We start from the raw sequence: 21,349 nt of genomic DNA, 5'->3' as shown, positions 1-21,349 counted from the left end.
CGTTAGTCACCGAACCATAATTCTACCTGCCCTTGTCTGTTCTGCCGTCGTCTGTGCCGCGTGCGTTGATCTCTGCGGGGAATTTTCCGCCTGCACTCAGCCTTTCAGCTTCATAACAAATAAAGCGGGTATTTAGCAGATGAGAGTCGTGCGGATATGCTTTTAGAAAAACCCACCACCAGGCGTAAATTTTTGCTCGGTTCACTGCTGGCGTTGCCATTAAGTGAACTGGTCTTCAAAGGCATTACTGCGGCACAGGCGGCAGAGATGGCCGCACCGGAGTTAGCCGATTACAAACCGATCTTTTTTAGTGCCGATGAGTGGCAGTTTATCCTGGCCGCCACTGACCGTTTGATTCCGGCAGGCGGCAAAGGCAAAGCGCCGGGCGCGCTGGAAACTAACGTGCCGATCTTTATCGATCAGCAGCTGCACAGCGAAGCGTTTGGCAGCGAAATCTACATGCAGGGGCCGTTCAATACGCAGGCGCCCGCAACCATGGGTTACCAGATCCCGTTCCGCCCACAGCAGATGTATCAGACCGGTATCCGGCTGATTAATCAGTGGTCGCAGAACACCCATCAGAAAGCGTTTCATGCGCTGACGCTGGAAGAGAAAGATGCGGTGCTGACCCAGGTAAACAAAAACGAGATCGACTTTGCTGCACTGGGCGAAGCCGATCTTAAGCCTGCGCATTTCTTCAGTCAGCTGCTTTCCGATACCAAGCATGGCTACCTTGCTGACCCGATGTACGGCGGTAATAAAGGCATGAAAGCCTGGATCGCCATCGGCTTCCCCGGCGCGCGTGCCAGCTTCACCGAATGGGTGAAACAGCACAACGTTCCTTATCCGCTGGGTCCGGTCAGTGTGAAGGGCGAACGCGCGTAGGGCGCGTCCACATCAGGTATTTGAAACAGGATTATCATGGCACAGGTTACTAAAAAAGAAGTCGACGTCGTGGTCTGCGGCCTCGGCTGGGCAGGCTCGCTGATGAGCATCGAGCTGGCACTGGCAGGTCTGGATGTGCGCGCCCTTGAGCGCGGCGGCGATCGCGATTATGACGAGTTCGCCTACCCGAAACCGGCGGATGAATACGCCTATGCGGTGCGCAATAAAGTGTTTGCCACCCCCGCCGAAGTGGCGGTCACCGTCCGCTACAACAGCAGCCAGACGGCATTGCCAACCCGTAAATGGGGTGCGTTTGCTCCGGGCACCGGCGTAGGCGGTTCCGGTCTGCACTGGACGGCGGTACTGATCCGTCCGACACCAACCGATATCAAACTGAAGACCTATGTCGACGAGGCTTACAAGCCGGGCATTCTGCAGGATGATATGCGGGTGATGGACTTCCCGTTCAGCTGGGAAGAGATCGAACCTTACTACTATAAATTCGAACTGATTTGCGGCCAGTCGGGCAACACCGGCAACCTGCGCGGCAAAATTCTGGAAGGCGGCGATCCGTTTGAAGGCCCGCGTTCTGAGCCTTATCCGCTGCCTGCGCTGGATGACACGCTGAACAACGTGATGTTCAAAGAGGTGGCGACCAAACTCGGTTACCATCCGTTCCCGAACCCGTCGGCCTGCGTGTCGCGTGCGTGGAAAAACCCGTACGGCAACCAGATCGCGCCGTGCAACTACTGCGGCTACTGCAGTAAATATCCCTGCCTGAACTATTCCAAAGCGTCGCCGCAGACCGCCGTAATGGATTCACTGAAGCGTATGCCGAACTTCTCCTATGAAGTGAATGCGGAAGTGATCAAGGTCGTGCTGAACGATGATAAGAAAACCGCGAAAGGCGTGATCTACATCGATGCACAGGGCAACGAGTGCTTCCAGCCAGCGAAAATCGTGGTGCTGAGCAGCTTCCAGCTCTACAACGTGCGTCTGATGCTGCTCTCCGGCATCGGCAAGCCTTACAACCCGATTACCGAAGAGGGTGTGGTAGGGCGTAACTACGCGTTCCTGTCCAACGGCGGCGCGACGCTGTTCTTTAAAGATAAAAACTTCAATCCGTATGCGACGGCGGGCGCGACCGGCCAGATGTTTAACGATATCTCGCCAGGCAACTTCGACGGCCCATCACTCGGCTTCCTCGGCGGCGCGAAGATCCACAGCTCACAGGCGACCGGTACGCCGATCAGCACCTCGCTGCCAAAAGGCACGCCGACCTGGGGCATGGGATACAAGGAAGGTCTGGAGGAGTGGTACGGTCATTCAATGAAGATCAGCATCACCACCACCTGTCAGTCTTACCGCGATATCTATCTGGATCTCGATCCGAACTACAACGATCACCGTGGCCTGCCACTGCTGCGCATGACCTTCAACTGGAAAGAGAATGAGCTGAAGCTGCAGCAGCACCTGAAAGGCATCGTCGGCAATATCGCGAAAGAGCTGAACCCTGACAGCATGAGCATGAGCTTCCTGCCAATGGGCGCGGATTTCGATCTGACCAAATATGTCTCTACCCACAACGTGGGCGGGGCCGTGATGGGCGATAACCCGAAAACCTCGGCGCTGAACAAGTATCTGCAGAGCTGGGACGTGCATAACGTCTTTGTGCCGGGCGGCAACGCTTTCCCGCAGAACTTCCAGGCGAACCCGACCGATACCATCGGTGCGATCACCCTGATGGCGGCACAGGCGATCAAAGATCAGTATCTGAAAAATCCCGGCCCACTGGTACAGGCATAAGCGCATGAATAAGCTGAAACTGAAATCTTTTATCTTTGCCAACGCGGTGCTGTTAGCCAGCGGATTTGCGCTGCCGGTTCACGCCGAAGATGAAGCGCAACTGATTAAGCAGGGCGAATATCTCTCGCGGCTGGGCGACTGCATGGCGTGCCACTCCCTGCCTGGTAAGCCTGACTATTCGGGCGGGCTGGCGATTGAGTCGAACCTTGGCACCATCTTCTCCACCAACATCACGCCCGATAAGCAGCACGGCATCGGCAACTACAGCGAGCAGCAGTTCTCTGACGCGGTGCGCAAAGGGGTATTACCGGACGGTTCGCATCTCTATCCGGCGATGCCTTATCCTGATTACGCCAAAATCAGTGATGCCGACATCCACGCGCTTTACGTCTACTTCATGAAAGGCGTGCAGCCAAGCGCAGAACAGCCGCCGGAAACCGATCTGAGCTTCCCGTTCAGCCAGCGCTGGGGCATGCGTTTCTGGAACTGGGCGTTCGCCTCGGATAAGCCGTTCCAGCCGATTGGTGGCGCTTCTGAAGAAGTTAATCGCGGTGCCTATATCGTGGAGAGTCTGGGCCACTGCGGCAGCTGTCATACGCCGCGCGGTCTGGGCATGAACGAGAAAGCGCTGGATAGCGGTGACGATAAATTCCTGGCAGGCGGCAGCCTGAACAACTGGGATGTGCCGTCACTGCGTGGCCTGCCGCGCTGGAGCGAGCAGGAAGTGGTGGACTACCTGCAGACCGGCCGTAACGATAAAGCGGCGGTGGGTGGCGAGATGACCTCGGTGATTGAGCACAGTAGCTCACACATGACCGACGCCGATCTGAAAGCCATCGCGGCCTACCTGAAGTTCCTGGGCGGCAACCCGCCATTGCAGGCGTACAACGTGCAGGCGCAGCAGGCAACGGAAGCGAAACTCACTGCCGCGAAGAACCTGAGCGAAGGCGAGCGTCTCTATCTGGATAACTGCGGTGCCTGTCACTTCGTGACCGGCAAAGGCGCCCCGGGGATCTTCCCGGAGCTGGATCAGGCGACGATCGTCAATGCCAAGGATCCAACCGGTCTGATCCACACCATCCTGGCCGGCGCACAGCAACCTTCCACCGCGAAGGCCCCGTCGAAACTGGCGATGCCAGGCTTTGGTCAGCGTCTGAGTGATGAAGAGGTGGCGCAGCTGGCGACCTTTATTCGCCAGGGCTGGAGCAACACCGCGCCAGCGGTGAGCAAAGATCAGGTTGCTGAAGTGCGTAAAACGCTGAAGTAATCGAGTTTTCCCCTCTGCCCGTTCGGAGAGGGGAAATCCCGGATTAGTGAAAGGTGCGCACCACTTCCAGCACGCCGTTAATGATAAACTGCACGCCCATACAGACCAGTAAAAATCCCATCAGGCGCGATATCGCCTCAATGCCGCTTTTACCCACCAGCTTCATGATGGCACCCGAGCTGCGCAGTGAAATCCACAGGATCAGACTCACCAGCAGGAAGATCAGCACTGGCGCGACGGTGATGACCCAGGCCGGAAAGTCGACGCCGCTTCTTACCGTCGAGGCAGAGGAGATGATCATCGCAATGGTACCCGGCCCCGCCGTACTCGGCATCGCCAGCGGCACAAAGGCGATATTCACCGGCTCTTTGGCTTCATCCAGCTCATCCAGTTTCTGCTTTGCTTCGACAGAATGGCCGGCAGGTTTAGCCGGAAACAGCATCCGAAAACCGATAAAAGCGACGATCAGGCCGCCCGCCATGCGCAGGCCAGGAATGGAGATGCCGAAGGTATTCAGCACCGCGCTGCCCGCATACCACGCCACCATCATGATGGCGAAGACATAGATTGAAGCCTGGCGCGCCTGTCGGTTGCGCTCCTGGAAGTTCATCTCACCCGCCAGCCCCAGGAACAGCGCCACGGTGGTGAGTGGATTGGCGAGCGGCAGGATCACCACCAGCCCCAGGCTGACTGCTTTAATTAACTCCAGCATGACAAATCGCCTTTTCCGTGGTGATTAGTGCTTAGGACGCTCCAGCGCCTCAAGCAGTTCCGGGAAGAAGTCCTGCAGGATTTCAGGCGTCATCAGTTCGGGATACTGCATCAGATGCTCGCGGATACGCTCATTGATGTCCGGCAGCAGACGCTGGGCCGCGGCGCTGGCGGTGATTTTGTGCTTCTTCATGGCGCGCAACAGATCGCCTGGCAGCGCGTCTTCGTCGTCGGCGTCATCCACCATCTCCAGCGCGTCCAGCTCGTCGAACATCTCCATCAGCGCTTCGGTCTGCGGCGTGCGCGACTCATATTCACGCGGATGTTCATCTTCCAGGAAACGCAGCATGGCGCGCATCGGCGTGCCGTCTGGCGTGGAGGGGGGCTCGGTGGCGAACCAGCTCAGCAGCTGATGCATGGTGACCTGATGGACGCGAAAGCCGCTGTCGACCAGCTCATCCGCCAGCAGCTCGGCAGTTTCGTTTTCAATCACGCAGATGTGGGTACGTTTGGGTTCGTACTGCTCCAGCCACTGGTAGATCTCTTCAATCACGCCATCGTCATACTCGAATTTTTTGGTGACATAGCTGTCGTCCTGTTCGTGAACGCAGGCCTGAATCTGATCGGGGTCGAAGTAAAGTGCGATGTTGATGCCTTTCATGCGTGCTGTCCTGTAGAAATCAAAACAACACTATAGCGCTCAACCCCAGGTTAAGGGAATGTCAGGCATCACAGCATGGGGGCGTTTAACGCTCCCCTCAGAGCAGAGAGGGGAGAGAGAAGGGAAGGAGATCAGGAGATAAAGTTTTTGCCCTGCTTCAGCACTACGTCACAGGCTTTGGTTTTCAGCTTCTCACCCATCGGCGAGTTGCTCAGGCTTTGCAGATTCAACTGCTGGCCGTTACCGGTATTCAGCAGACCGGCCACGCCCTGGGTGTAATCGGTTTTCTGTTCCTGCGCGGTGGTGGTGTTCAGACCGAGCTTGCTCAGCACCTGATCTTTTACCGACTGCACATTGTTTTTCACCACGTTGTGTTCGACGCAGTACTGCATCACACCAGCGGCGTTGGTCATGCTGTTGGCGCTGACCGCTTTATCGCCGCCGCCCAGCATGCTGGTAATGGTAGAAAGCGACATGCCGCCATTCTGCTGTGTGGTGCCGGTGGTGCTGCCGTTGTTCTGCTGGCTGAGCTGCGATGCTGCACTGCTCAGCTGATCCTGCCAGCTTGCCGCTGATGCACTGCCTGCGACCAGAAGTGCCGCCAGTCCCCATCCCCACGCACTGCGTTGTGCTTGCTTCATTTCAACCTCGGTATGTGCTTATTCAGTTTTCCTAAGAAAGGCTGACGGGCAGAAAGTTCCTGACTTCCTTTTATAAAAAGCGTCTTAAATAGCACTTTGGGAATCTTCTGTAATAAGAGCGATAAAATATTCAGATGCTTGTGGGTGTTATTATTCTGTGAAGTGATTAACTGAAGGCTGTAATAAGCACATCCCGCGGAAACATTATTTAATATCCTCACCACTTTTATCAGGAATTGTCCTGGTTTAAATTAAAGTTACCGCTTTGCTTATAGCGTGCTTTCTAAGCGCTTGCGTCTGGTCTGGTAATATTTACCTACGAAATCAGCTTAATATAACTTCATGTATTTTAGTTATTTTTTATTTTTAGCGTAGCGGTGATTTAAGCCAGGTTGCTGTTTTTTGATGCGGTTTTTTGTGCCGTAATTAAATTGAGTTGGCGGAATTTTTTATTATTCCGGCTTGCGAAATCAGCCAGAGTGTTCATGCTTAATCACTGTGTCAGGCAGTTGTGGCAGATATTTAATTTAACGGGAGCGATATTATGGCTGGACAGCCAGAGCACAATAATAATGCAGAGGTCACGCTTAAACTCGCTGAAGAGCAAATAGCCCTGACGAAGCAAAAGATTGTGGATGGACATGTCCGTGTTACCCGTTCCACAACTGAGCATGACGAGGTCATCAGTACACTGCTTAACCGGGAGAAGGTTGAGGTTGAGCATGTAGCGAAAGCGCAACCCGTTGAAACGATGCCCGAAATCAGGGAAGAGAACGGTGTACTGATTGTCCCGGTAGTAGAGGAAGAAATCCAAATCGTCAGAAAGCTGGTGCTTAAAGAAGAGATCCACATCCGAAAAGTGCAGGAGAATGTTCCTTTTCAGGAAGTGGTGACCCGACGTGAGCAGCAGGTGAACGTTGAAAGAGATGACGATCAAATTAGCTAACAGAGAGGAACCTATCATGGCACATGAAAAAATCGTAACACTGTTCGATTCTGCAATTCAGGCAGAGGCCGCGAAAAGAAATCTCGTGAAAGCAGGCTTTTCTGATCGGGACATCAGTCTTATCAGTGGAGAACGTTTGCAGGAGGAAGGACACTCTATCCGCCATCCCAGCATCTGGCAGCGTCTGTTTGGTCACTCCGTTGATAAAGAGCAGGCCGATGTTTACACCAGAGCGATGGACAAGGGCGGCGTCGTGCTGACCATCCGCACCGAGGAGGAGAAGCTGGCTCGCGCCATGACCATTCTCCATTCTCATGACTCGGTGGACGTTCCGTCACGTATGCAAAGCTCGGTTGAGAATGGCACCACCGCGCCGGGCATCAACCCGACGACGGCAGGCAAGCAGTTTGCTGGTGAGACCAACGACCGACAGGTTGAACCGCGACGCACCTCACTGACCGGTGATGAGAGCGAAGCTGACATTCTGCGTCTGGCCGAAGAGCAGGTTGAAGTGGGTAAACGTCTGGTGAGCGAAGGTTCCACCCGCGTACGCCGCTATACCGTGACCGATACCGTATCTGAAGATATCTCGCTGCATGAGCAGCACGCTGACATCTTCCGCCGTTCGGTGAATGAACCCGCGCTGGCTGGTGAAGTGGACTGGTCCGAGAAAACCGTCGAGGTCGCTGAGACCCATGAGCAGCCGGTAATCAACAAAACGACCCACGTGAAAGAAGAAGTGGTGGTGCGTACCGACGGCAGCGATCGTACCGAGACCATTAACGACACGGTGCGTCGTCAGGAAGTGGATATCGACCATGCACGAGGTGGTCTGGAGCGCGAACTGCCGGGTACGATCGCAGGGGTAAAACCTGCGACCGCCGCAGCAGGCACGCAGTCACCAGGTGCACATAACCGTGACCACAAAGAGAGCCTGACTGAGAAGGTGAGTGAAAAAGCCAGCGAAGTGAAGGATAAGGTCGGGAACAAACTGCACGATCACTCGCATTGAGGCGCTTATCCTGACAACAACAGGCGCTAATGGGCACCACTGATGCCCGATGCTGAGCATGCAAGATGCAAGAAGGGGCCAACCGAGAGGTTGGCTCTTTTGCGTTATTTTTTCCTGATAATCGCATTCAGCCAGACTTCGTCGCCGCGTCCCGCACGTACATCACCGGTCTGCCAGATTGTTTCTGCTTTAAGAGCGAATCTATTTACCGCTATGTTCTTAGTGCCAGCCTCTCTTTTTATCCCTATCTTATTTGTAGCCAGAATGTCACCGCCGAGTGTATTTACCCCATCTACCAGTTTCAGTAACCCAGCCCTATCCATATCCGTAAATCTGCGCCCGTCCTTTTCCCGTTCGCCGCGGCCATATTTAAAAGAGAGATACCCTACGCCGCCAGGCTTCAGCGCCATGGCCAGTTTTGTCATGACGCCGGGTAGTTCAGCTTTGGAAACATGCAGCAGCGAGGCGCAGCACCAGATACCGTCATATCTTTCAACCGCATCCACATCCTGAAAGCGCATCTGCATTACAGCCTTTCCGGATAACTGGCGGGCCAGCGCAACCAGCTCCGCCGAGGCATCAAAGGCTTCGACGATAAAACCCATTTCGCTGAAGACTTTAACGTCACGACCTGAACCACAGCCTGCATCAAGAATGCGAGCGCCCGGCGGCAGGCAGTCAATAAAAGGCGGGTAAAGCGCAGACATATCCACGCTGGCCGTATCGGTAAAAAACCGCTGAGCGTTCTGCCGGTAATAATCTTCGTTGTTCAAAACAGGCTGTCTCCCTGTGCCGTTGGCTGCCACTCGTGGAGCAGGGAAAATTTTGCCGTATCCCAGCTGTTTTGCAGGAAACTATGCCGCAGTATCGGCGTTCCGCCGGTCTGGCGGATTAACGTCTCCCGCAGTGGCAGATGACTGTTAATAAAGTATTCGTTTCGATCATGCAGTCGCTGCAAAAGTTTTATCGAAGGGATACGCGCAAACTTACCCTGGGCGCCGCGATTACAGGTCTGGCAGGCCAGCACCAGATTCCAGACACCGTTAAGGTTGCCGATTTGCTCGCTGAGCATCAGTGGCAGAAAGTGATCGACATCCGCCAGGTTCTCTTCGCCACCCGTCACGCCAATGGCGCGAAAGCAGTAAAAGCACCGGCCTTTCTGGTAGCCGTTCAGGCTGCTGCGGCAGCTGGTAATGGTGACGCGGCGACCGCTCTGGCGGCTGAAAAGCATCTTGTCATTATCGTCATAATCAACCGCAATCAGGTTGCGTGAAACGTTCATCGCCCAGGCTTCTTCTACCAGCCGCCATCTGGCATCCGTTTCCGCTTTCAGACTGGCAAACTGTTCGTTTTCCGTCAGCTGATAAAAGTTATCCGTAAGCCTAATGCCTTTATGGCTTCGCCGTTCATCCAGGAAAAAGCGTTTGTCGATCTCGGCGTGATTCACATTATGAAAAGCATCGATGACGTTAGCGAACCCGCGTTTGACGGTAATAGCAATTAACTGTTCTTCGCTGATTTCGCCTGCGTTGAATTGTCTGCATGCCTCCAGAAATTCGCTGCTTTTACTGGTGATCTGCTTTGGCGCATGACGCAGGTGGGCACATAAATGCCGCACAAAAGGCACGGCCAGCGCTTCCAGCGTAATTAAATCGTTGTCCGGCTGCTTCAGGTCGTACAGCGCATGGGCAAGAGCAAACTTATAGGACGCGACGTTTTTGCCAAAAAGGATAACGCCGCGCCAGTAGTTTTCAAGGCGGGGATCGGCCTGGTAAAAGCGCATGCAGGATCCTGTTTTGCGAGACAGCTCGAAAAAATCACGTAACAGGATCACATAACAAATGCAGGTAAATGTAAATCGTAAAGGTGGGGAGGAGTTGGGCGTTTCTAAGGGCGAACAGGCGCTGTAAGACAATCAAGACAACATCAGCGTGAGAGGTAAGTAGAGGGAGGATTCTCAGGCTAAAACGTTGGGCCATAGCCGGATTTATTCAGGCAACTCAGTTGTGCGGCAGGTGCGCAGCGCTGTCTGGAACTGGCACTCGTCAGACAGATCGTACTGCACTGAAAGATGATCGGGCAGTGCGGTAAAAACGGATAACGGCGTCATATCTTCTTCGATATAATCAGGAGCTATCCGAACAGGTCGGGTCATTTAAATGCATCAGTTTGTTTATTTTATTTTCTCACTGCTGTCGTTAGCTTTCTTCATTTTGCTCATCTGGTATTGCTTCAAGCCTTTGCCCTTTAAAAAAGGGCTCCCTCCTTCTCCTGGCGAGATGAAAAAGATATCGGCTAACACTCCGATATTGTAAAAATTGGGCATGAATACGGAAGATTATTACTATGACAGCGACTTCCTGTATCAGCAGCGTGAAGGCGAAACGCTTTGCAAAGTTCCGCTGGAAAATATTATCAGGATAAAAGTTACCGGAACTGAAGTCAGCAGTCGCCGGGTATGGTTGGTTCGTTACGTTACCGGAGCTTATAAAACCGGAAGGGAGTTCAGAGTCCTGAACAACTACACCCTTTTTAATCGGGATTTTGCCGGTTTTCTTGCCGCCGTGAAAGAGGCCAATCCAGCGGCTGAGGTGCAGGAAATGACCCTGGGGCGACTGTAAAATGACAGGATGGCGCGGAGCGCTTTAGCATGAGCAATGATATGGAACCCTCAATGGCGGACGTTATCGCTTTTGTCCGCGATTTTGCAGGATGCAGACGTGAAATAATCGATGAAAACACCTGGCTGGAAAAGGATCTGGGGATTACCGGCGATGATGGTGTTGAATTGCTGGAGGAGGCCGAAAAAGTTTTCGGCGTGAGCTTTTCTGCAGAAGAAGGTGGTTTCAGGAAGGCGTTCTTTCTGAAAGAAAACGAATATCTTTTCCATAGTGAAGGCATCGATTTTTTTGGCATTGTTTATCTTTGCAGACGTCTGCGCGGTATTCCTGCGCCTGTTGTCCGCGATCTCTCTGTCGGCCAGTTGCACAGCGTGCTGGTTGAAGCGCTTAACAAAACAGAGAGAGTTACCCGATAGGCGCATCGTCCAGGACGGAGCGTAGCCTTTTTTCAAAGCCTGGCGGCGATTAACAATGGCTTTGGGTTCCCTCACACCGATGGTGAAAGAGTGATACCTGTGTTGATATCAGAAATACAACCTGAGGGAATAAAGTGAACTGTAAACCAATGCTTTTCGTGCTGGCGGCGTTCTCCCTGTCGGCTCAGGCCGCCCAGAGCGGAAAAACGCTTGAGCACAAAGACTGGGAAGTTGTCTGTGATAACACCCTGACCTGCCGCATTGCGGGTTATGCCAAAGAAGAGGATCCATCCGGCTCCATCCTGCTCACCCGTGCCGCTGGACCTGGAACGGAGACAGTGGGAGAGGTGACGCTGGGCGACACCGAAGATGACAGCAAACCGGCGGAAAAGTTGACGCTGTGGATCAACGGAAAATCAGCTGGCGATCTGGTGGCGGCTGATGACAACTGGCGGCTGTCTGCCAGCCAGACCGATGCGGTAATCAGCGCCGTCAAAGGCAGCGGTAAAGTCGAATTTAAAGGCGGCACAAAGCCGTTCCTGCTTTCCGGCGAGGGCGCTTATGCCGTGCTGCTGAAAGCGGACGACGTGCAGGGCCGTATCGGCACGCCAGGCGCGCTCACCAAAAAGGGCAGTAAACCGGAAAGCAGCGTGGCTAAGGCTGTGCCCGCACCGGTTATTCAGGCGGCTAAAACCCTCAGTGGCGAACCCCGTTTGCTGACCGCACCAGAAATGGACGCGCTGAAAACCCGACTGCTTGCAACGGTCAATCATAATGACGATGACACGTGCGACAGCCTGTATTCACCTGCAGAAAACAGCGATCCGGAAACTGACGGACTCACTCTTACGCCACTGGACGACACACACGCTTTGCTTTCGGCGCTCTGCTGGCGTGCCGCTTATAACGAAGGATATGGCTACTGGGTCATTGATAACCAGCTCAAAGGCACGCCGGAGCTGGTGACGATTTCCGGGTCGGATTATGACAAGGGCGAGATTACCAATGTGCAGAAAGGCCGGGGGATCGGTGACTGTATGAGCCAGGAAAGCTGGGTGTGGGACGGCCAGTCTTTCCGCAAAAGCTATGACGGCGGGACCGGTATGTGTCGTTATATCCATGCGGGCGGCACCTGGGATCTGCCAACTCTGGTAACGGACGTGAAGCCTGTTTCGGGTTAGAGCTTTTGATGTGCCAGTGAAACATGATGGCTGAAGCGACTGCTTTACGGCGGGGCGGGCGAGGGTGAGTGAAGAATTTCTGACAAGGATGTCACGCAGCGTCGCTGAGAACCCGAAAGACGTTTTTTTCAGCAGTTGCACCTTAGCCTGCCGATAAGGGTTGCGGAAACAGGGGGTAACGGTATAATCCTCAACGTTTTCCGCATACCCTTCAGTGCCGAAGTGGCGAAATCGGTAGACGCAGTTGATTCAAAATCAACCGCCGCGAGGCGTGCCGGTTCGATTCCGGCCTTCGGCACCAGCAAGAGATACGAGAACGTTTTGGGCAGTCAGTAAGCCCATAAAATTAAAGCCGAAAGGCTTTTTTTTTGGTCCAAATTCGTCCGGGTATATCCGTTGACATCCAGCATCGTTGGGGGTGGTCAAGATAGGGGCACTTCGCTTCGATAAACTTTTGACCCTCCTATAATAGCTATAACTGACTTCGCGGCCCGTACCGCAAAGCCTCGCGAAAAAAATACAAGCTCACTGATGGTCTTGGGATATATGATCTCATCAAACCAAGCGGATCCAAACGCTGGTATCTTAAATATCGCTATGAAGGCAAAGAGAGCAGAGCTGCACGCGGTACATATCCCCTGATCACGCTGGCTAAAGCGCGCGAAAAACGCGATGAAATCCGCCTTCTGCTTGCCTATGGCATCAGCCCCAATGCCAAAAGAAGAAATTAAACAACAAGAGCAGGCTACGCTTAACACTTTTGAGAAAGTGGCTCGCGACTGGCATGCGAGTAACAAACACTGGTCGGTAGGCCATGCAGAGAGAGTATGGCGGGATATGGAGCGCAACATACTTCCAGCTATCGGAAAGCGGAACATCGCCGACTTAACGACACGGGATCTATTGCATCCTTTGCGTGAAGTAGAGCAAAGCGGTCGGCTGGATGTGGCCTCCCGTCTACCGGACTTGCAGATGCTCACTGGCAGTCAGCCCTGCGCAACGTGAGTCCGTCGCCGCTGTGTGCTATTAAACTGCGTATCCGTCGTGAAGAACTTTCCCCGACGTTTGCCGGAGACGACCGGGACCGGATTAAAGACGTGGCTTATCAGGTTGGTGAAGCACTGACGCAAGCAGCGGCGGCCCTGCCGGACAGCGTAATGGAAGAGGCTCCGCTATTGGAGAATATTGGTCTGTAGCGCCTGCCGTTAACGGGTATTGATATGGAGCTTTACCGCCATCCTATGCGTCGCCATAAGCTGGCTGAATCAATCCGGGAGTAGCGTGCAAAGCTTCAGGAGGGCAGCCAGAAATGATGCACTGCCCTTACTGCAAAAGTGCAGCGCACACCAAATCGAGCCGCTATATGTCCGAACAGGTGAAAGAGCGTTATCATCAGTGCACTAACCTGGGCTGCTCATGCACTTTCAAGACGAATGAGAGCATCACAAAGGTCATTACCGCACCGCCACAGCCGGAAAACATACCGGAAGCACCGCCGGAAACGGTAAGAGAATGTCAGACGCTGGGACGTTACGGTTCTGCATTCCGCCAGGTTCATTAATCCCGCACAGCCGCTGCCCGGCCAGCGGCTTTTTTATGCCTATGCTTTGTCTTTCTGATGCACTTTTTCTGGTCAGCCGCCTTGTTGAGAGCAATGCATGCATAGCGTGCATGGATCTGCATGCAAAATCATGCGCCGCTTTGCCTCGTTCAGGCCATGCCGGGCGCGGCCAGGCCCGTAGCATGCACCTGCATGAAAAGTGATGCATAAAGCGGGCAGGCGTGGCGGGGATAGCATTGCGCGCTATGGCTTATAGCTTTACACAGGGTATAGAGCCCATAATACTTATGCGGTGCTCAATCAGTAAAACAAGTGGAGCTTGATATTAATTTATATAGATAGATTGTATAATGGTTCTACTTAAGAAAAGGTAAATTAAAATGCTTAATGATAGGGCGATACGAGAGACACTAGTAAGATCACTAATAAATAAAAAGAATCGGCCCCAGCGTATCATACATGAGCTGTCTGTCAGTAATGGAAATGCAATTGCAGACGTAGTGGCTATATATAGAGAAAGCCATTGTTTTGAAATTAAAGGTGAGGGAGACAAAATTGAACGTTTAAAAACTCAGGGGAAATATTATAATGCTGCTTTTAGAAAGATAACATTGGTTACAACAGAAAAACATGGCAGAAAAGCTCTAAAGCATACCCCAAGTTTTTGGGGGATAATAATTGCAAAGGAAGTTGCAGGTAAAATAATCCTTTATTACTTAAGGAAAGCACTTAGCAACCCATTTTTTGATAAAAAAATTGCTGTGCAGACTTTATGGAAGGAAGAAATGCTTGGGATTTTATCCGAAATGGAAATTCTTCTTAAGAGAAGAGACATGACGAGAGAAAATATTGGTTTTATATTGGCAGAGGAGATGGGTAAAAAAGAGCTGAGTGAAAAAATCAGCTCTGCGCTTATATTACGGCAAAGTTCATTTATTAAGCATGTAAGTTAAGTGTAAGTTTATCAAATGTGGAACGATGGATGCTGCAGTTGCAGCACTGCCAATTCCATTAGATTGATTATGTATATATTTATCTCCATTTGAATAAACATCGCCACGATAAATATGGCTCTTGTTGACTAATTTAGTTGCGAGGTCTTTGATTTGTTTTCTGTCACTTTTAAATCTGCCTCCACGTATAACTAGGAGGTTGTTTTTATATGGGTATATTATTTTTGCAGTAGTAACATTATCCATATCCTCGTCAAAAAGTTCGACGTCTGAATAGTCAGGACTGACGCAAGTATAATCCCCAAAATATAACTTACTTATTTGAGCTTGAGGTGTAATTAAAAGCATTTTTTGAAAAATAACCAATTCTTCACGACTGATGTCTTTCTCAGATCTTGGTTCTATCAAATCTTTAATTGATGCTGGTATAGATGAGCCGCTAATAATAAATTTAGAGATTTCATAAATTTCTTTTCGTAATTCATTTATGAAATCAGTGATCATTACGGCGAGATTGTGCCCACTATTTGAATGGCATATTCTGCAATCAAATATTATTTCAATGCTTTCAAACTCAAGAAAGACGGCATCAAGTATATTTAGCAATTCTTTTTGGGAGAATTTATATGATTCAAAATCGTCTAATGTAAGCCTGATTGCTATTTGATCAGGTTTTAAATTCCCACTATGTAGGCCATCAAGAATGCTAGGTAAATGATCACTATGGCGATCTAAACCAATGACCGGTATCATACCAAGTGGTCCAAATGTTTGAATAATACTCCTGTAAGTATATTGCCCTTTATAAGAAATTGTGTCTTCCACGTCAAAGTTGTCTAAATAGAATTTCTTTAGAAAAGATAAATTGAGCTCAAATTTTCTTTATAATCTAACAATGTCTTTGGCAAAAAGCTCATCTTTTGTGCTTGGGAGCGGGGCATCCAGTCTTCTTGATTTTTTTGGCTTTTTTCTTGGGAAATCAAAAAACGGAACAAACTCGTTGCCTTTGTGTTTTTTTTCCAGTGCCTTAATTGCACTGATTTCACTTCCTTTAAATTTCAAAAAAGGTATATAGTTGTCCATTAAAATAACTCCTTTCTTAAATCCGTTTTAAATATAATATCAGTAAGTATTTTATAGTTCTTAGTTTCTCGCCGGATTCTTCCTGCAATTATAGCAGGGTGAACATTTATTTCTGTTGCATAACTTATAACATCATATGATTTTGAGGATGACTTCACAGGGCTACTTCTCCATGTCGCCCGAGGAATTAATAAATCAGCCGCTAATCTATTTGCTTCATATTCAATATGCTCTTCATCTAACTTATCAAAATCATCAATAATTATTGTGTCGAGTTGGTCGTAATGCAAAATTATATGAGAAATCTCATGCGCTAATGTGAACCAGAAATTGTCTAGTCTGTTATGTCTGATGCTAAGAGCAATGACAGGATTCCCATTTGAGTTTTTATAAACGACACCATCCACATTTAGGCCCGGGATTGACTTTTCATAAACAAGTATAATTCCATACTTAAGCAATAAATATGGCATCTCAAGGAATGATGCTGTAGTAAAATTAACAGATAAGATATCAAATGCCTGTTCAATAGTAAATTCATTAAATTCTATGTTATTGAACAACCTGATAATGTTGGATTTTTTGTTGACTTTGGATAACCAATAATCAGTAACGTAATCATTAGCTTTATTATTCTTGCGGAAAAACTTCCTGTGATTTTCCAATTGATCGCGGCTCTGGAAAATGTCGTCTATTTTCAAGTTGTTTTTTATATCTTTTTTTAGTAATTTTTTAAATTCACAGGGTGCATTTTTCAAATCTATAATGCAAGATTCATATTCTCGGTAAAAGCTACCGAAGTCGGATGAACTATATTTTCCTAAGAATGTTTCTTCATAATCATCTTTCATTTTAAGCCCTCATAAACTCTATGAACTTATGATCATTCATTTCGTAGTAATATAAAGGCCCCTTATCTTCATCAGAAAAGTGAACCATTCCAAGCTTTTCCTCATAAAAGCTTTTAGCTTGAGGAAGGGAGTGTAAGCACATACCAGCTTCGAAATTTAACTTAATAGTGCAATATTTCATTATTTCTTTTAAAAGAATTGAGCCTATATTTTTGTGCTTTTTTTCACTGCAGGGGTTATATCTATTCCATGGGGCCACCGCTATAAATTCAATATAGAAAACATCTTTTTTCGAACTTACTGATTTTTTTGGATGATATATCAGGCAGACTGCTTCAATACTATTGTCCGTCTTAAAGAAAAACCATTTATACTCATCTTTTTTCAGTAAGGCTGATTTGTCCAACCACTTCCAATGCCCGTCCTCATTCGGAATCATTTGCAGCTCTTTCTGACGATCTGGCTCTGACATTGTTGCTAACAAAGCAGCTATTTGAAGTCTGAAGCTGGTCCATTGTTTATCGCATTCATAAGCCGATATTAAATCCCAGCCTAATGTAATCTTGTAAGGATTATCGCAGCCAGTTAATTTATTGTGTACAAAACCAGTCGATACAGTAACTTCTGGCGGCTTACTGAGAACCTTAAGTTTTATAAGTTGTTGTAATTCCTCATCCATAAAATTTCCTCAAAACATGGTTTAAGTTATTTTAGGAATATTTACCTTGTTTTTCTGCTATGTCAATGACTTCGCCAGTTTCATTAGAAATATTTCAGCTTTTTGATAAAGGCATAGAAATTTAGATGGTGGTCAAATAAGGGGGCATTACTTTGTTTTTTTTATAAAAAACCATATAAATACAATTGGTTAAATAGAGTTTGTTGGTCCGGCCTTCGCACCAGGTATGTAAATTTAAGTCGCTTAAGGGCGGCTTTTTTGTGCCTGGGATCTATGCTTCCAAAGCCTGAATCAACCTGCCTCAATCCCCATCAGGTAATGGATGCAGGCAGATCTTGGGGTCCATCCCGTTTCGATAAGGTTTTACCTGCACATGATCCGGAAGAAAGATTTTTCGTAGCCATGGTTATATGAAGGTCCATACAGCAAAGCCTGAGATGTCTCGTATCCATAATAATTAGCCACAAATCATGGGATATCGGATGGGTTTATAACCTTGCCGATTTGCCCCAATAACTGGTGTCCTTGCTCAGATACGCGATACCTTGGTTTTGATGAGGTCTCGTTATAAACAGTATCTACCATTCCATCGTTCATCAGGTTGGTTACTATCGTCGCAACATTGCTAAATCCGGGAATACCCCGTGTAGCAAGGGTGCGATCCAGTATCATCCATGTCCAGTCTATGTCTTTTTCTGCCATGATTTTCAGGACGTTGAGCTTTGTAGTGGTTAACACGTATTTCTTTGATATCATGAGAAATTATGCCAAGTGTGAATGACGCCTTCCCGGAATGTTTTAAGGCGAGATACTTCATCAAGCCATTAACCAAAAATGAATGGCTGAACCGCCAACAGAGCTTCTGAGGCGGTTCCTGAAACGACTGTTATGATAAATCGGTCTGGATTAAATCTTGATGATCAAGTTCTTCCAGAAGTCGAGAGCCTTGCTCTGATATCTGATAGTGATCCATACCTGCTGGGGTTCTTGGTATTATGTCAACTAATCCCGCTTCGGATAAGCCCCTAATAAGCCGTGCAACATTACCCACTCCATCCATTTTTCGCTTTGACATAGCGCGATCAAGATTATACCAATTCCAATTTACGTCATTTCTTGAAGCTAACAGCTTAAGAATGTTTAGTTCAGTGTTGTTTACCATGATGGGGCATCCGGATGATAAAGGTCATCGCCAGTTATTCTATAATCTTCGAGAGTTGCAGTGTGCGTGTTGTTCCATAAATCATAAGATTCAATGTCATCGGCTGGCCTGCCTGTTTCCCAACCTAAATTACAGTAACGCTGATATTCTCGACACTCATGAGTATAGTAATTCAAGTCTACTTTTTCAGGAGGTATTTCACCGTTTGCAATTTTTTTCAATCTGGAAACCATAAAGTCGTTGCCAGGATCGGGATCAAACCGTGATATGTGTTTTTCTACGATTTGAATCCCTTCATGAGTGATTTTTATTCCGTCTGTTGTCAGGTGCTCTATTGCCCCACCTGCTTTTTCTGGGTCAAATGTTCTTGACGTAAATGTGCCTTTAGCCCCGAATACTTCTGGTTTCTCTAACTCAGGAAATCGCATTCTTCCCATTGTTAGCCCGGCAGCAACAGATGCACCGGTGATAAGTAACCCCTTGTTATCCATGACCTGTTCGTAACCCGCTGGTGCATCCCCGCCGAGTTGCTCTGCGGTCTTCCTGAATCCCTCAATATTGCCGTTGTAAACACCCCCAGCGGCCAGAAGCCGACCCGCTGCTTTACTGTTGATGGTTTTTGCAGCCTGAGCATGTTGAATGGGTGCTGACGGAAGAACGCAGTATACCGGGCGTTTTAGTTGATGTGAGATCAAGTAGCTAAGCCGGGAGTGTAGGAACAAAGGCAGGTCATTTCGGAGGTTGCCAGAGGATGTTTGCACCCCCGTTATGACATGACCAATTGCGTCATTTCCCAGTAAAACAACCTTCCCGGATCGAATGTCATCCAGCACGTCCCGGTACGCCATCCAGGGCTGCTGAAAGTGGAACTGACGATATCGGCTGACAAAAAGACCATAGTTGCCCGGTAAATCCCACTCCCGGATGATTCTATTTGGCCGAGCGGTTTCCTCAAGGTAACGCGCTGCCGTATTCGGGTGGATGATGTAGGGAAAGTCATCAAGGTAGATATCATCCACTGATTTTGCCTGATAGTGATGAAGCATAATGTCCCTATTAACGCTACCATTGAACACAGCTTACAAAACGACCGATGTTGAGTGAGGTTTAAGACTATCCCTTCATTTAAGAAGAGTGAAGTGTCTGGCGATATTCAGGCGACTAATCAAAAGGTATTTTGGGACTACATGTAAATTATTGTCTGGCACCTCTGACAGAGGGGTTATAGAGGAAAAATACCAATCATCCTGGTGGTGGTGTTTACAAGAAGCGCTGAACCAGAATCGCGATCGCGCCATTATCCTGGTGAAAAGTGGGGAGCACTGGTTTTACACGTTCCTTTATGCCAAACAGGATATGGCAAATATTGATAATCGCGAGCTGGCCGGATTTCGCGAGTTAGCAAAGCACTATGCTGCTCTTAGCGATGAAAAGATCACGGCACTGATTAAGAGTAAAGAACTGGTGGAGATTTGCCGTGACTGTAAAAAGTAAATTTAACAGTCCTGCATTTGAGGCCATCCACAGCGCGGCTTCTGGATTATTAAGCGTCGATGCTATCCCGCAGGAAACGATGCGCAACTTTGATAAAGCGTGCCTCAACAATGTGGATGAGCTGCAACCCATCGAGATTAAGGCGTTGCGTGAGAAGCTGAACGTCAGCCAGCCCGTTTTTGCCAGCTATCTGAACACCAGTGTGTCAACGGTGCAGAAATGGGAAAGTGGGGTAAAGCGTCCAGGTGGATTATCGCTGAAATTGCTTACCGTAGTGCAGAAGCATGGGTTGAAGGTATTGGTTTGAGTGAGTTGTACTGGCTGCAGCATTAAATGGAAACCTGACTGAATCACGGCGCAGAAAGAACAATTTTAACCTCGATAATTGAGAGAAATCAGCTTTAAGCCCTACACTGAAAAATTGAGGCCGGGAAAATTCTTAAATGTATTGAAACACCATCTCATGAGCAACAATATGAGACTGTAAGGATTAGTGCAGTAACCTGGCGAGAATACAATGAGGAAGAAAGTTAAACTCTCCCTGATAACTCTCTACTTATTGAGTCAGGAAGAATAGCTGTTGGTAATTTTATGATATCCAGGGCTAATGCTCTTGAGCTATTTTCCTGGCGTGTTCCTTATTATTTCCTGCCAGATAAAACTTACGCTTTATATTAAAATGATTTTATAAATTACTTATTTCACTCTGTTTTAGCTGGACTTTTCTTCTCTTTCCTGATGATATATACAGGTATTTAGCGCGGTGCGGATGTGCGCCAACACACCCGCGCCGCTAATCACAATCACTATTTATAGGGAATAGTAATCATGACTGACGCCCATTCTATTGCACAACTGTCTGAACCAGAAGTCTCTCCTGCAGATAACCGGAAATTAACCGTTAGCTATGCAAGCCGCTATCCGGATTACAGCCGTATACCCGCCATCACTATGAAAGGACAATGGCTGGAAGCTGCCGGTTTTGCCACTGGCACAGCAGTAGATGTAAAGGTAATGGAAGGCTGTATTGTGCTCACCGCCCGGCAGGAGAGCGAACTGATGCAGTCTCTGCGCCAGGTATGCAAGCTGTCGGCGCGGAAACAAAAGCAGGTGCAGGAGTTTATTCAGGTCATTGCCGGTAAACAGAAAGTCGTCTGAATGAAAAGCCGCTCCCGACATCGCATCGGGAACGGTTAACTATCAGGATGCGTAAAGTAGAACGATGGAATTTCAGACTACATCCTCGCGAGCCTCTTTAACCTACGGAACGCTTAACATCAAAGACGTCGGCCGGTTACTCGCTGCTGGCGGTATCTGTAACGATAATGGTGAGGGGTTTCGTATAACGGCTGAACAGTTTGGTGGCGATGTCTTCAGCAACTGATTAGTGTCAAGTGGGGAAAGCCACGGTTAACCTGT

General features: G+C 49.0%; 27 protein-coding genes, 1 tRNA gene and 2 pseudogenes. 18 read left to right on the top strand and 12 right to left on the bottom strand.

Features of this window, described 5'->3' with window-relative positions; translation table 11 throughout:
- The first annotated feature begins 156 nt into the window (after nucleotides 1-156).
- Genes ACX8ZY_RS17345 through ACX8ZY_RS17335 form a run of 3 tightly spaced genes read left to right on the top strand, consistent with a single transcriptional unit; the run spans nucleotide 157 to nucleotide 3,958 of the window.
- Nucleotides 157-885, top strand: a complete 729-nt coding sequence (locus ACX8ZY_RS17345; RefSeq protein WP_010251628.1) for a gluconate 2-dehydrogenase subunit 3 family protein — start codon at nucleotides 157-159, stop codon at nucleotides 883-885.
- A 36-nt stretch (nucleotides 886-921) separates the two neighbouring features.
- Complete coding sequence (locus ACX8ZY_RS17340; protein ID WP_421665120.1) at nucleotides 922-2,691, top strand: GMC family oxidoreductase; 1,770 nt, start codon at nucleotides 922-924, stop codon at nucleotides 2,689-2,691.
- A 4-nt stretch (nucleotides 2,692-2,695) separates the two neighbouring features.
- Nucleotides 2,696-3,958, top strand: a complete 1,263-nt coding sequence (locus tag ACX8ZY_RS17335; RefSeq protein ID WP_010671773.1) for a c-type cytochrome — start codon at nucleotides 2,696-2,698, stop codon at nucleotides 3,956-3,958.
- 43 nt (nucleotides 3,959-4,001) lie between these two features.
- Here the strand turns inward: ACX8ZY_RS17335 and ACX8ZY_RS17330 are convergent, their stop codons facing one another.
- The 3 genes from ACX8ZY_RS17330 to ACX8ZY_RS17320 all read right to left on the bottom strand — a co-directional run bounded on the left by ACX8ZY_RS17330 (nucleotide 4,002) and on the right by ACX8ZY_RS17320 (nucleotide 5,971).
- The gene (locus ACX8ZY_RS17330; RefSeq protein WP_010671772.1) at nucleotides 4,002-4,670 is read right to left on the bottom strand and encodes a MarC family NAAT transporter; all 669 of its coding nucleotides are present in this window, start codon (nucleotides 4,668-4,670) and stop codon (nucleotides 4,002-4,004) included.
- Nucleotides 4,671-4,694: 24 nt separating this feature from the next.
- Nucleotides 4,695-5,330, bottom strand: a complete 636-nt coding sequence (locus tag ACX8ZY_RS17325) for a hypothetical protein (protein ID WP_010251615.1) — start codon at nucleotides 5,328-5,330, stop codon at nucleotides 4,695-4,697.
- Between the two features lie 131 nt (nucleotides 5,331-5,461).
- Nucleotides 5,462-5,971 carry a YjjA family protein gene (locus ACX8ZY_RS17320; RefSeq protein WP_010251612.1) on the bottom strand — a complete coding sequence of 170 codons (510 nt, stop codon included), beginning with the start codon at nucleotides 5,969-5,971 and terminating at the stop codon, nucleotides 5,462-5,464.
- 544 nt (nucleotides 5,972-6,515) lie between these two features.
- On the opposite strand from ACX8ZY_RS17320, the gene ACX8ZY_RS17315 reads away from it, so the two are divergent.
- Nucleotides 6,516-6,917 carry a DUF2382 domain-containing protein gene (locus ACX8ZY_RS17315; protein WP_010251609.1) on the top strand — a complete coding sequence of 134 codons (402 nt, stop codon included), beginning with the start codon at nucleotides 6,516-6,518 and terminating at the stop codon, nucleotides 6,915-6,917.
- A gap of 16 nt (nucleotides 6,918-6,933) precedes the next feature.
- Nucleotides 6,934-7,929 (top strand): YsnF/AvaK domain-containing protein, encoded by a 996-nt coding sequence (locus ACX8ZY_RS17310; RefSeq protein WP_421665119.1) that lies wholly within the window; start codon nucleotides 6,934-6,936, stop codon nucleotides 7,927-7,929.
- A gap of 104 nt (nucleotides 7,930-8,033) precedes the next feature.
- Here ACX8ZY_RS17310 and ACX8ZY_RS17305 read toward each other — a convergent pair whose 3' ends face one another.
- Together ACX8ZY_RS17305 and ACX8ZY_RS17300 are read right to left on the bottom strand one after the other, a co-directional pair.
- A complete protein-coding gene (locus ACX8ZY_RS17305; protein ID WP_421665118.1) occupies nucleotides 8,034-8,702 on the bottom strand; it encodes a class I SAM-dependent methyltransferase in 669 nt (222 codons plus the stop codon).
- Complete coding sequence (locus ACX8ZY_RS17300; protein ID WP_459260415.1) at nucleotides 8,699-9,712, bottom strand: HNH endonuclease family protein; 1,014 nt, start codon at nucleotides 9,710-9,712, stop codon at nucleotides 8,699-8,701. Before ACX8ZY_RS17300 ends, ACX8ZY_RS17305 begins: the two co-directional genes overlap by 4 nt.
- Nucleotides 9,713-10,253: 541 nt before the next feature.
- Here ACX8ZY_RS17300 and ACX8ZY_RS17295 point away from each other — a divergent pair.
- The 9 genes from ACX8ZY_RS17295 (at nucleotide 10,254) to ACX8ZY_RS17255 (ending at nucleotide 14,661) form a co-directional block, all read left to right on the top strand.
- Entirely contained in the window at nucleotides 10,254-10,550 is a 297-nt protein-coding gene (locus tag ACX8ZY_RS17295) for a hypothetical protein (RefSeq protein WP_421665116.1), read from the top strand.
- A gap of 29 nt (nucleotides 10,551-10,579) precedes the next feature.
- On the top strand, nucleotides 10,580-10,966 hold the full coding sequence (locus tag ACX8ZY_RS17290) for a hypothetical protein (protein WP_122889235.1): 387 nt from the start codon (nucleotides 10,580-10,582) through the stop codon (nucleotides 10,964-10,966).
- Between the two features lie 149 nt (nucleotides 10,967-11,115).
- Complete coding sequence (locus tag ACX8ZY_RS17285; RefSeq protein WP_421665384.1) at nucleotides 11,116-12,147, top strand: DUF1176 domain-containing protein; 1,032 nt, start codon at nucleotides 11,116-11,118, stop codon at nucleotides 12,145-12,147.
- Between the two features lie 216 nt (nucleotides 12,148-12,363).
- Nucleotides 12,364-12,448: transfer RNA gene (locus ACX8ZY_RS17280), tRNA-Leu, on the top strand.
- A gap of 241 nt (nucleotides 12,449-12,689) precedes the next feature.
- Nucleotides 12,690-12,878 carry an Arm DNA-binding domain-containing protein gene (locus tag ACX8ZY_RS17275; protein ID WP_311977777.1) on the top strand — a complete coding sequence of 63 codons (189 nt, stop codon included), beginning with the start codon at nucleotides 12,690-12,692 and terminating at the stop codon, nucleotides 12,876-12,878.
- Nucleotides 12,820-13,152 (top strand): phage integrase central domain-containing protein, encoded by a 333-nt coding sequence (locus ACX8ZY_RS17270; RefSeq protein WP_421665114.1) that lies wholly within the window; start codon nucleotides 12,820-12,822, stop codon nucleotides 13,150-13,152. The genes ACX8ZY_RS17275 and ACX8ZY_RS17270 overlap by 59 nt, the downstream gene beginning before the upstream one ends.
- Nucleotides 13,149-13,343: a hypothetical protein gene (locus ACX8ZY_RS17265; protein WP_237164942.1), complete on the top strand. Its 195-nt coding sequence runs from the start codon at nucleotides 13,149-13,151 to the stop codon at nucleotides 13,341-13,343. The genes ACX8ZY_RS17270 and ACX8ZY_RS17265 overlap by 4 nt, the downstream gene beginning before the upstream one ends.
- Before the next feature lie 113 nt (nucleotides 13,344-13,456).
- Nucleotides 13,457-13,708, top strand: a complete 252-nt coding sequence (locus ACX8ZY_RS17260) for an ogr/Delta-like zinc finger family protein (protein WP_069025767.1) — start codon at nucleotides 13,457-13,459, stop codon at nucleotides 13,706-13,708.
- Between the two features lie 380 nt (nucleotides 13,709-14,088).
- Nucleotides 14,089-14,661, top strand: coding sequence for a sce7726 family protein (locus ACX8ZY_RS17255; RefSeq protein ID WP_421665113.1), 573 nt, complete (start codon nucleotides 14,089-14,091; stop codon nucleotides 14,659-14,661).
- On the opposite strand, the gene ACX8ZY_RS17250 is transcribed toward ACX8ZY_RS17255, so the two are convergent.
- From ACX8ZY_RS17250 to ACX8ZY_RS17220, 7 genes are all read right to left on the bottom strand, one after another.
- Nucleotides 14,638-15,486, bottom strand: a complete 849-nt coding sequence (locus ACX8ZY_RS17250; protein WP_459260411.1) for a beta family protein — start codon at nucleotides 15,484-15,486, stop codon at nucleotides 14,638-14,640. The genes ACX8ZY_RS17255 and ACX8ZY_RS17250 overlap by 24 nt on opposite strands.
- Nucleotides 15,487-15,543: 57 nt before the next feature.
- Nucleotides 15,544-15,744, bottom strand: a complete 201-nt coding sequence (locus tag ACX8ZY_RS17245) for a hypothetical protein (RefSeq protein ID WP_459260409.1) — start codon at nucleotides 15,742-15,744, stop codon at nucleotides 15,544-15,546.
- The gene (locus ACX8ZY_RS17240) at nucleotides 15,744-16,595 is read right to left on the bottom strand and encodes an ImmA/IrrE family metallo-endopeptidase (protein ID WP_069025769.1); all 852 of its coding nucleotides are present in this window, start codon (nucleotides 16,593-16,595) and stop codon (nucleotides 15,744-15,746) included. The genes ACX8ZY_RS17245 and ACX8ZY_RS17240 overlap by 1 nt, the downstream gene beginning before the upstream one ends.
- A gap of 1 nt (nucleotide 16,596) precedes the next feature.
- Nucleotides 16,597-17,274 (bottom strand): N-acetyltransferase, encoded by a 678-nt coding sequence (locus ACX8ZY_RS17235; protein WP_069025770.1) that lies wholly within the window; start codon nucleotides 17,272-17,274, stop codon nucleotides 16,597-16,599.
- Between the two features lie 468 nt (nucleotides 17,275-17,742).
- On the bottom strand, nucleotides 17,743-17,976 hold the full coding sequence (locus ACX8ZY_RS17230) for a hypothetical protein (RefSeq protein ID WP_064690629.1): 234 nt from the start codon (nucleotides 17,974-17,976) through the stop codon (nucleotides 17,743-17,745).
- Between the two features lie 184 nt (nucleotides 17,977-18,160).
- Nucleotides 18,161-18,436 carry a hypothetical protein gene (locus tag ACX8ZY_RS17225; protein WP_033759756.1) on the bottom strand — a complete coding sequence of 92 codons (276 nt, stop codon included), beginning with the start codon at nucleotides 18,434-18,436 and terminating at the stop codon, nucleotides 18,161-18,163.
- Nucleotides 18,430-19,482, bottom strand: coding sequence for a hypothetical protein (locus ACX8ZY_RS17220; protein WP_421665111.1), 1,053 nt, complete (start codon nucleotides 19,480-19,482; stop codon nucleotides 18,430-18,432). The genes ACX8ZY_RS17225 and ACX8ZY_RS17220 overlap by 7 nt, the downstream gene beginning before the upstream one ends.
- A gap of 203 nt (nucleotides 19,483-19,685) precedes the next feature.
- Here ACX8ZY_RS17220 and ACX8ZY_RS17215 point away from each other — a divergent pair.
- The 4 genes and pseudogenes from ACX8ZY_RS17215 to ACX8ZY_RS17200 all read left to right on the top strand — a co-directional run.
- Nucleotides 19,686-19,930: pseudogene (locus tag ACX8ZY_RS17215) on the top strand (type II toxin-antitoxin system RelE/ParE family toxin); the annotation flags it as partial.
- A complete protein-coding gene (locus tag ACX8ZY_RS17210) occupies nucleotides 19,914-20,237 on the top strand; it encodes a helix-turn-helix domain-containing protein (RefSeq protein ID WP_033759758.1) in 324 nt (107 codons plus the stop codon). The pseudogene ACX8ZY_RS17215 and the gene ACX8ZY_RS17210, both read left to right, overlap by 17 nt.
- 521 nt (nucleotides 20,238-20,758) lie before the next feature.
- Entirely contained in the window at nucleotides 20,759-21,088 is a 330-nt protein-coding gene (gene symE / locus ACX8ZY_RS17205; RefSeq protein ID WP_033787451.1) for an endoribonuclease SymE, read from the top strand.
- A gap of 103 nt (nucleotides 21,089-21,191) precedes the next feature.
- Nucleotides 21,192-21,299, top strand: a pseudogene (locus ACX8ZY_RS17200) (hypothetical protein); the annotation flags it as partial.
- Between the last annotated feature and the right edge of the window lie 50 nt (nucleotides 21,300-21,349).

It is taken from the genome of Pantoea sp. XAF26B01_ASV70 (assembly GCF_054512635.1).
This window is presented reverse-complemented; position numbering and strand designations above follow the sequence as displayed.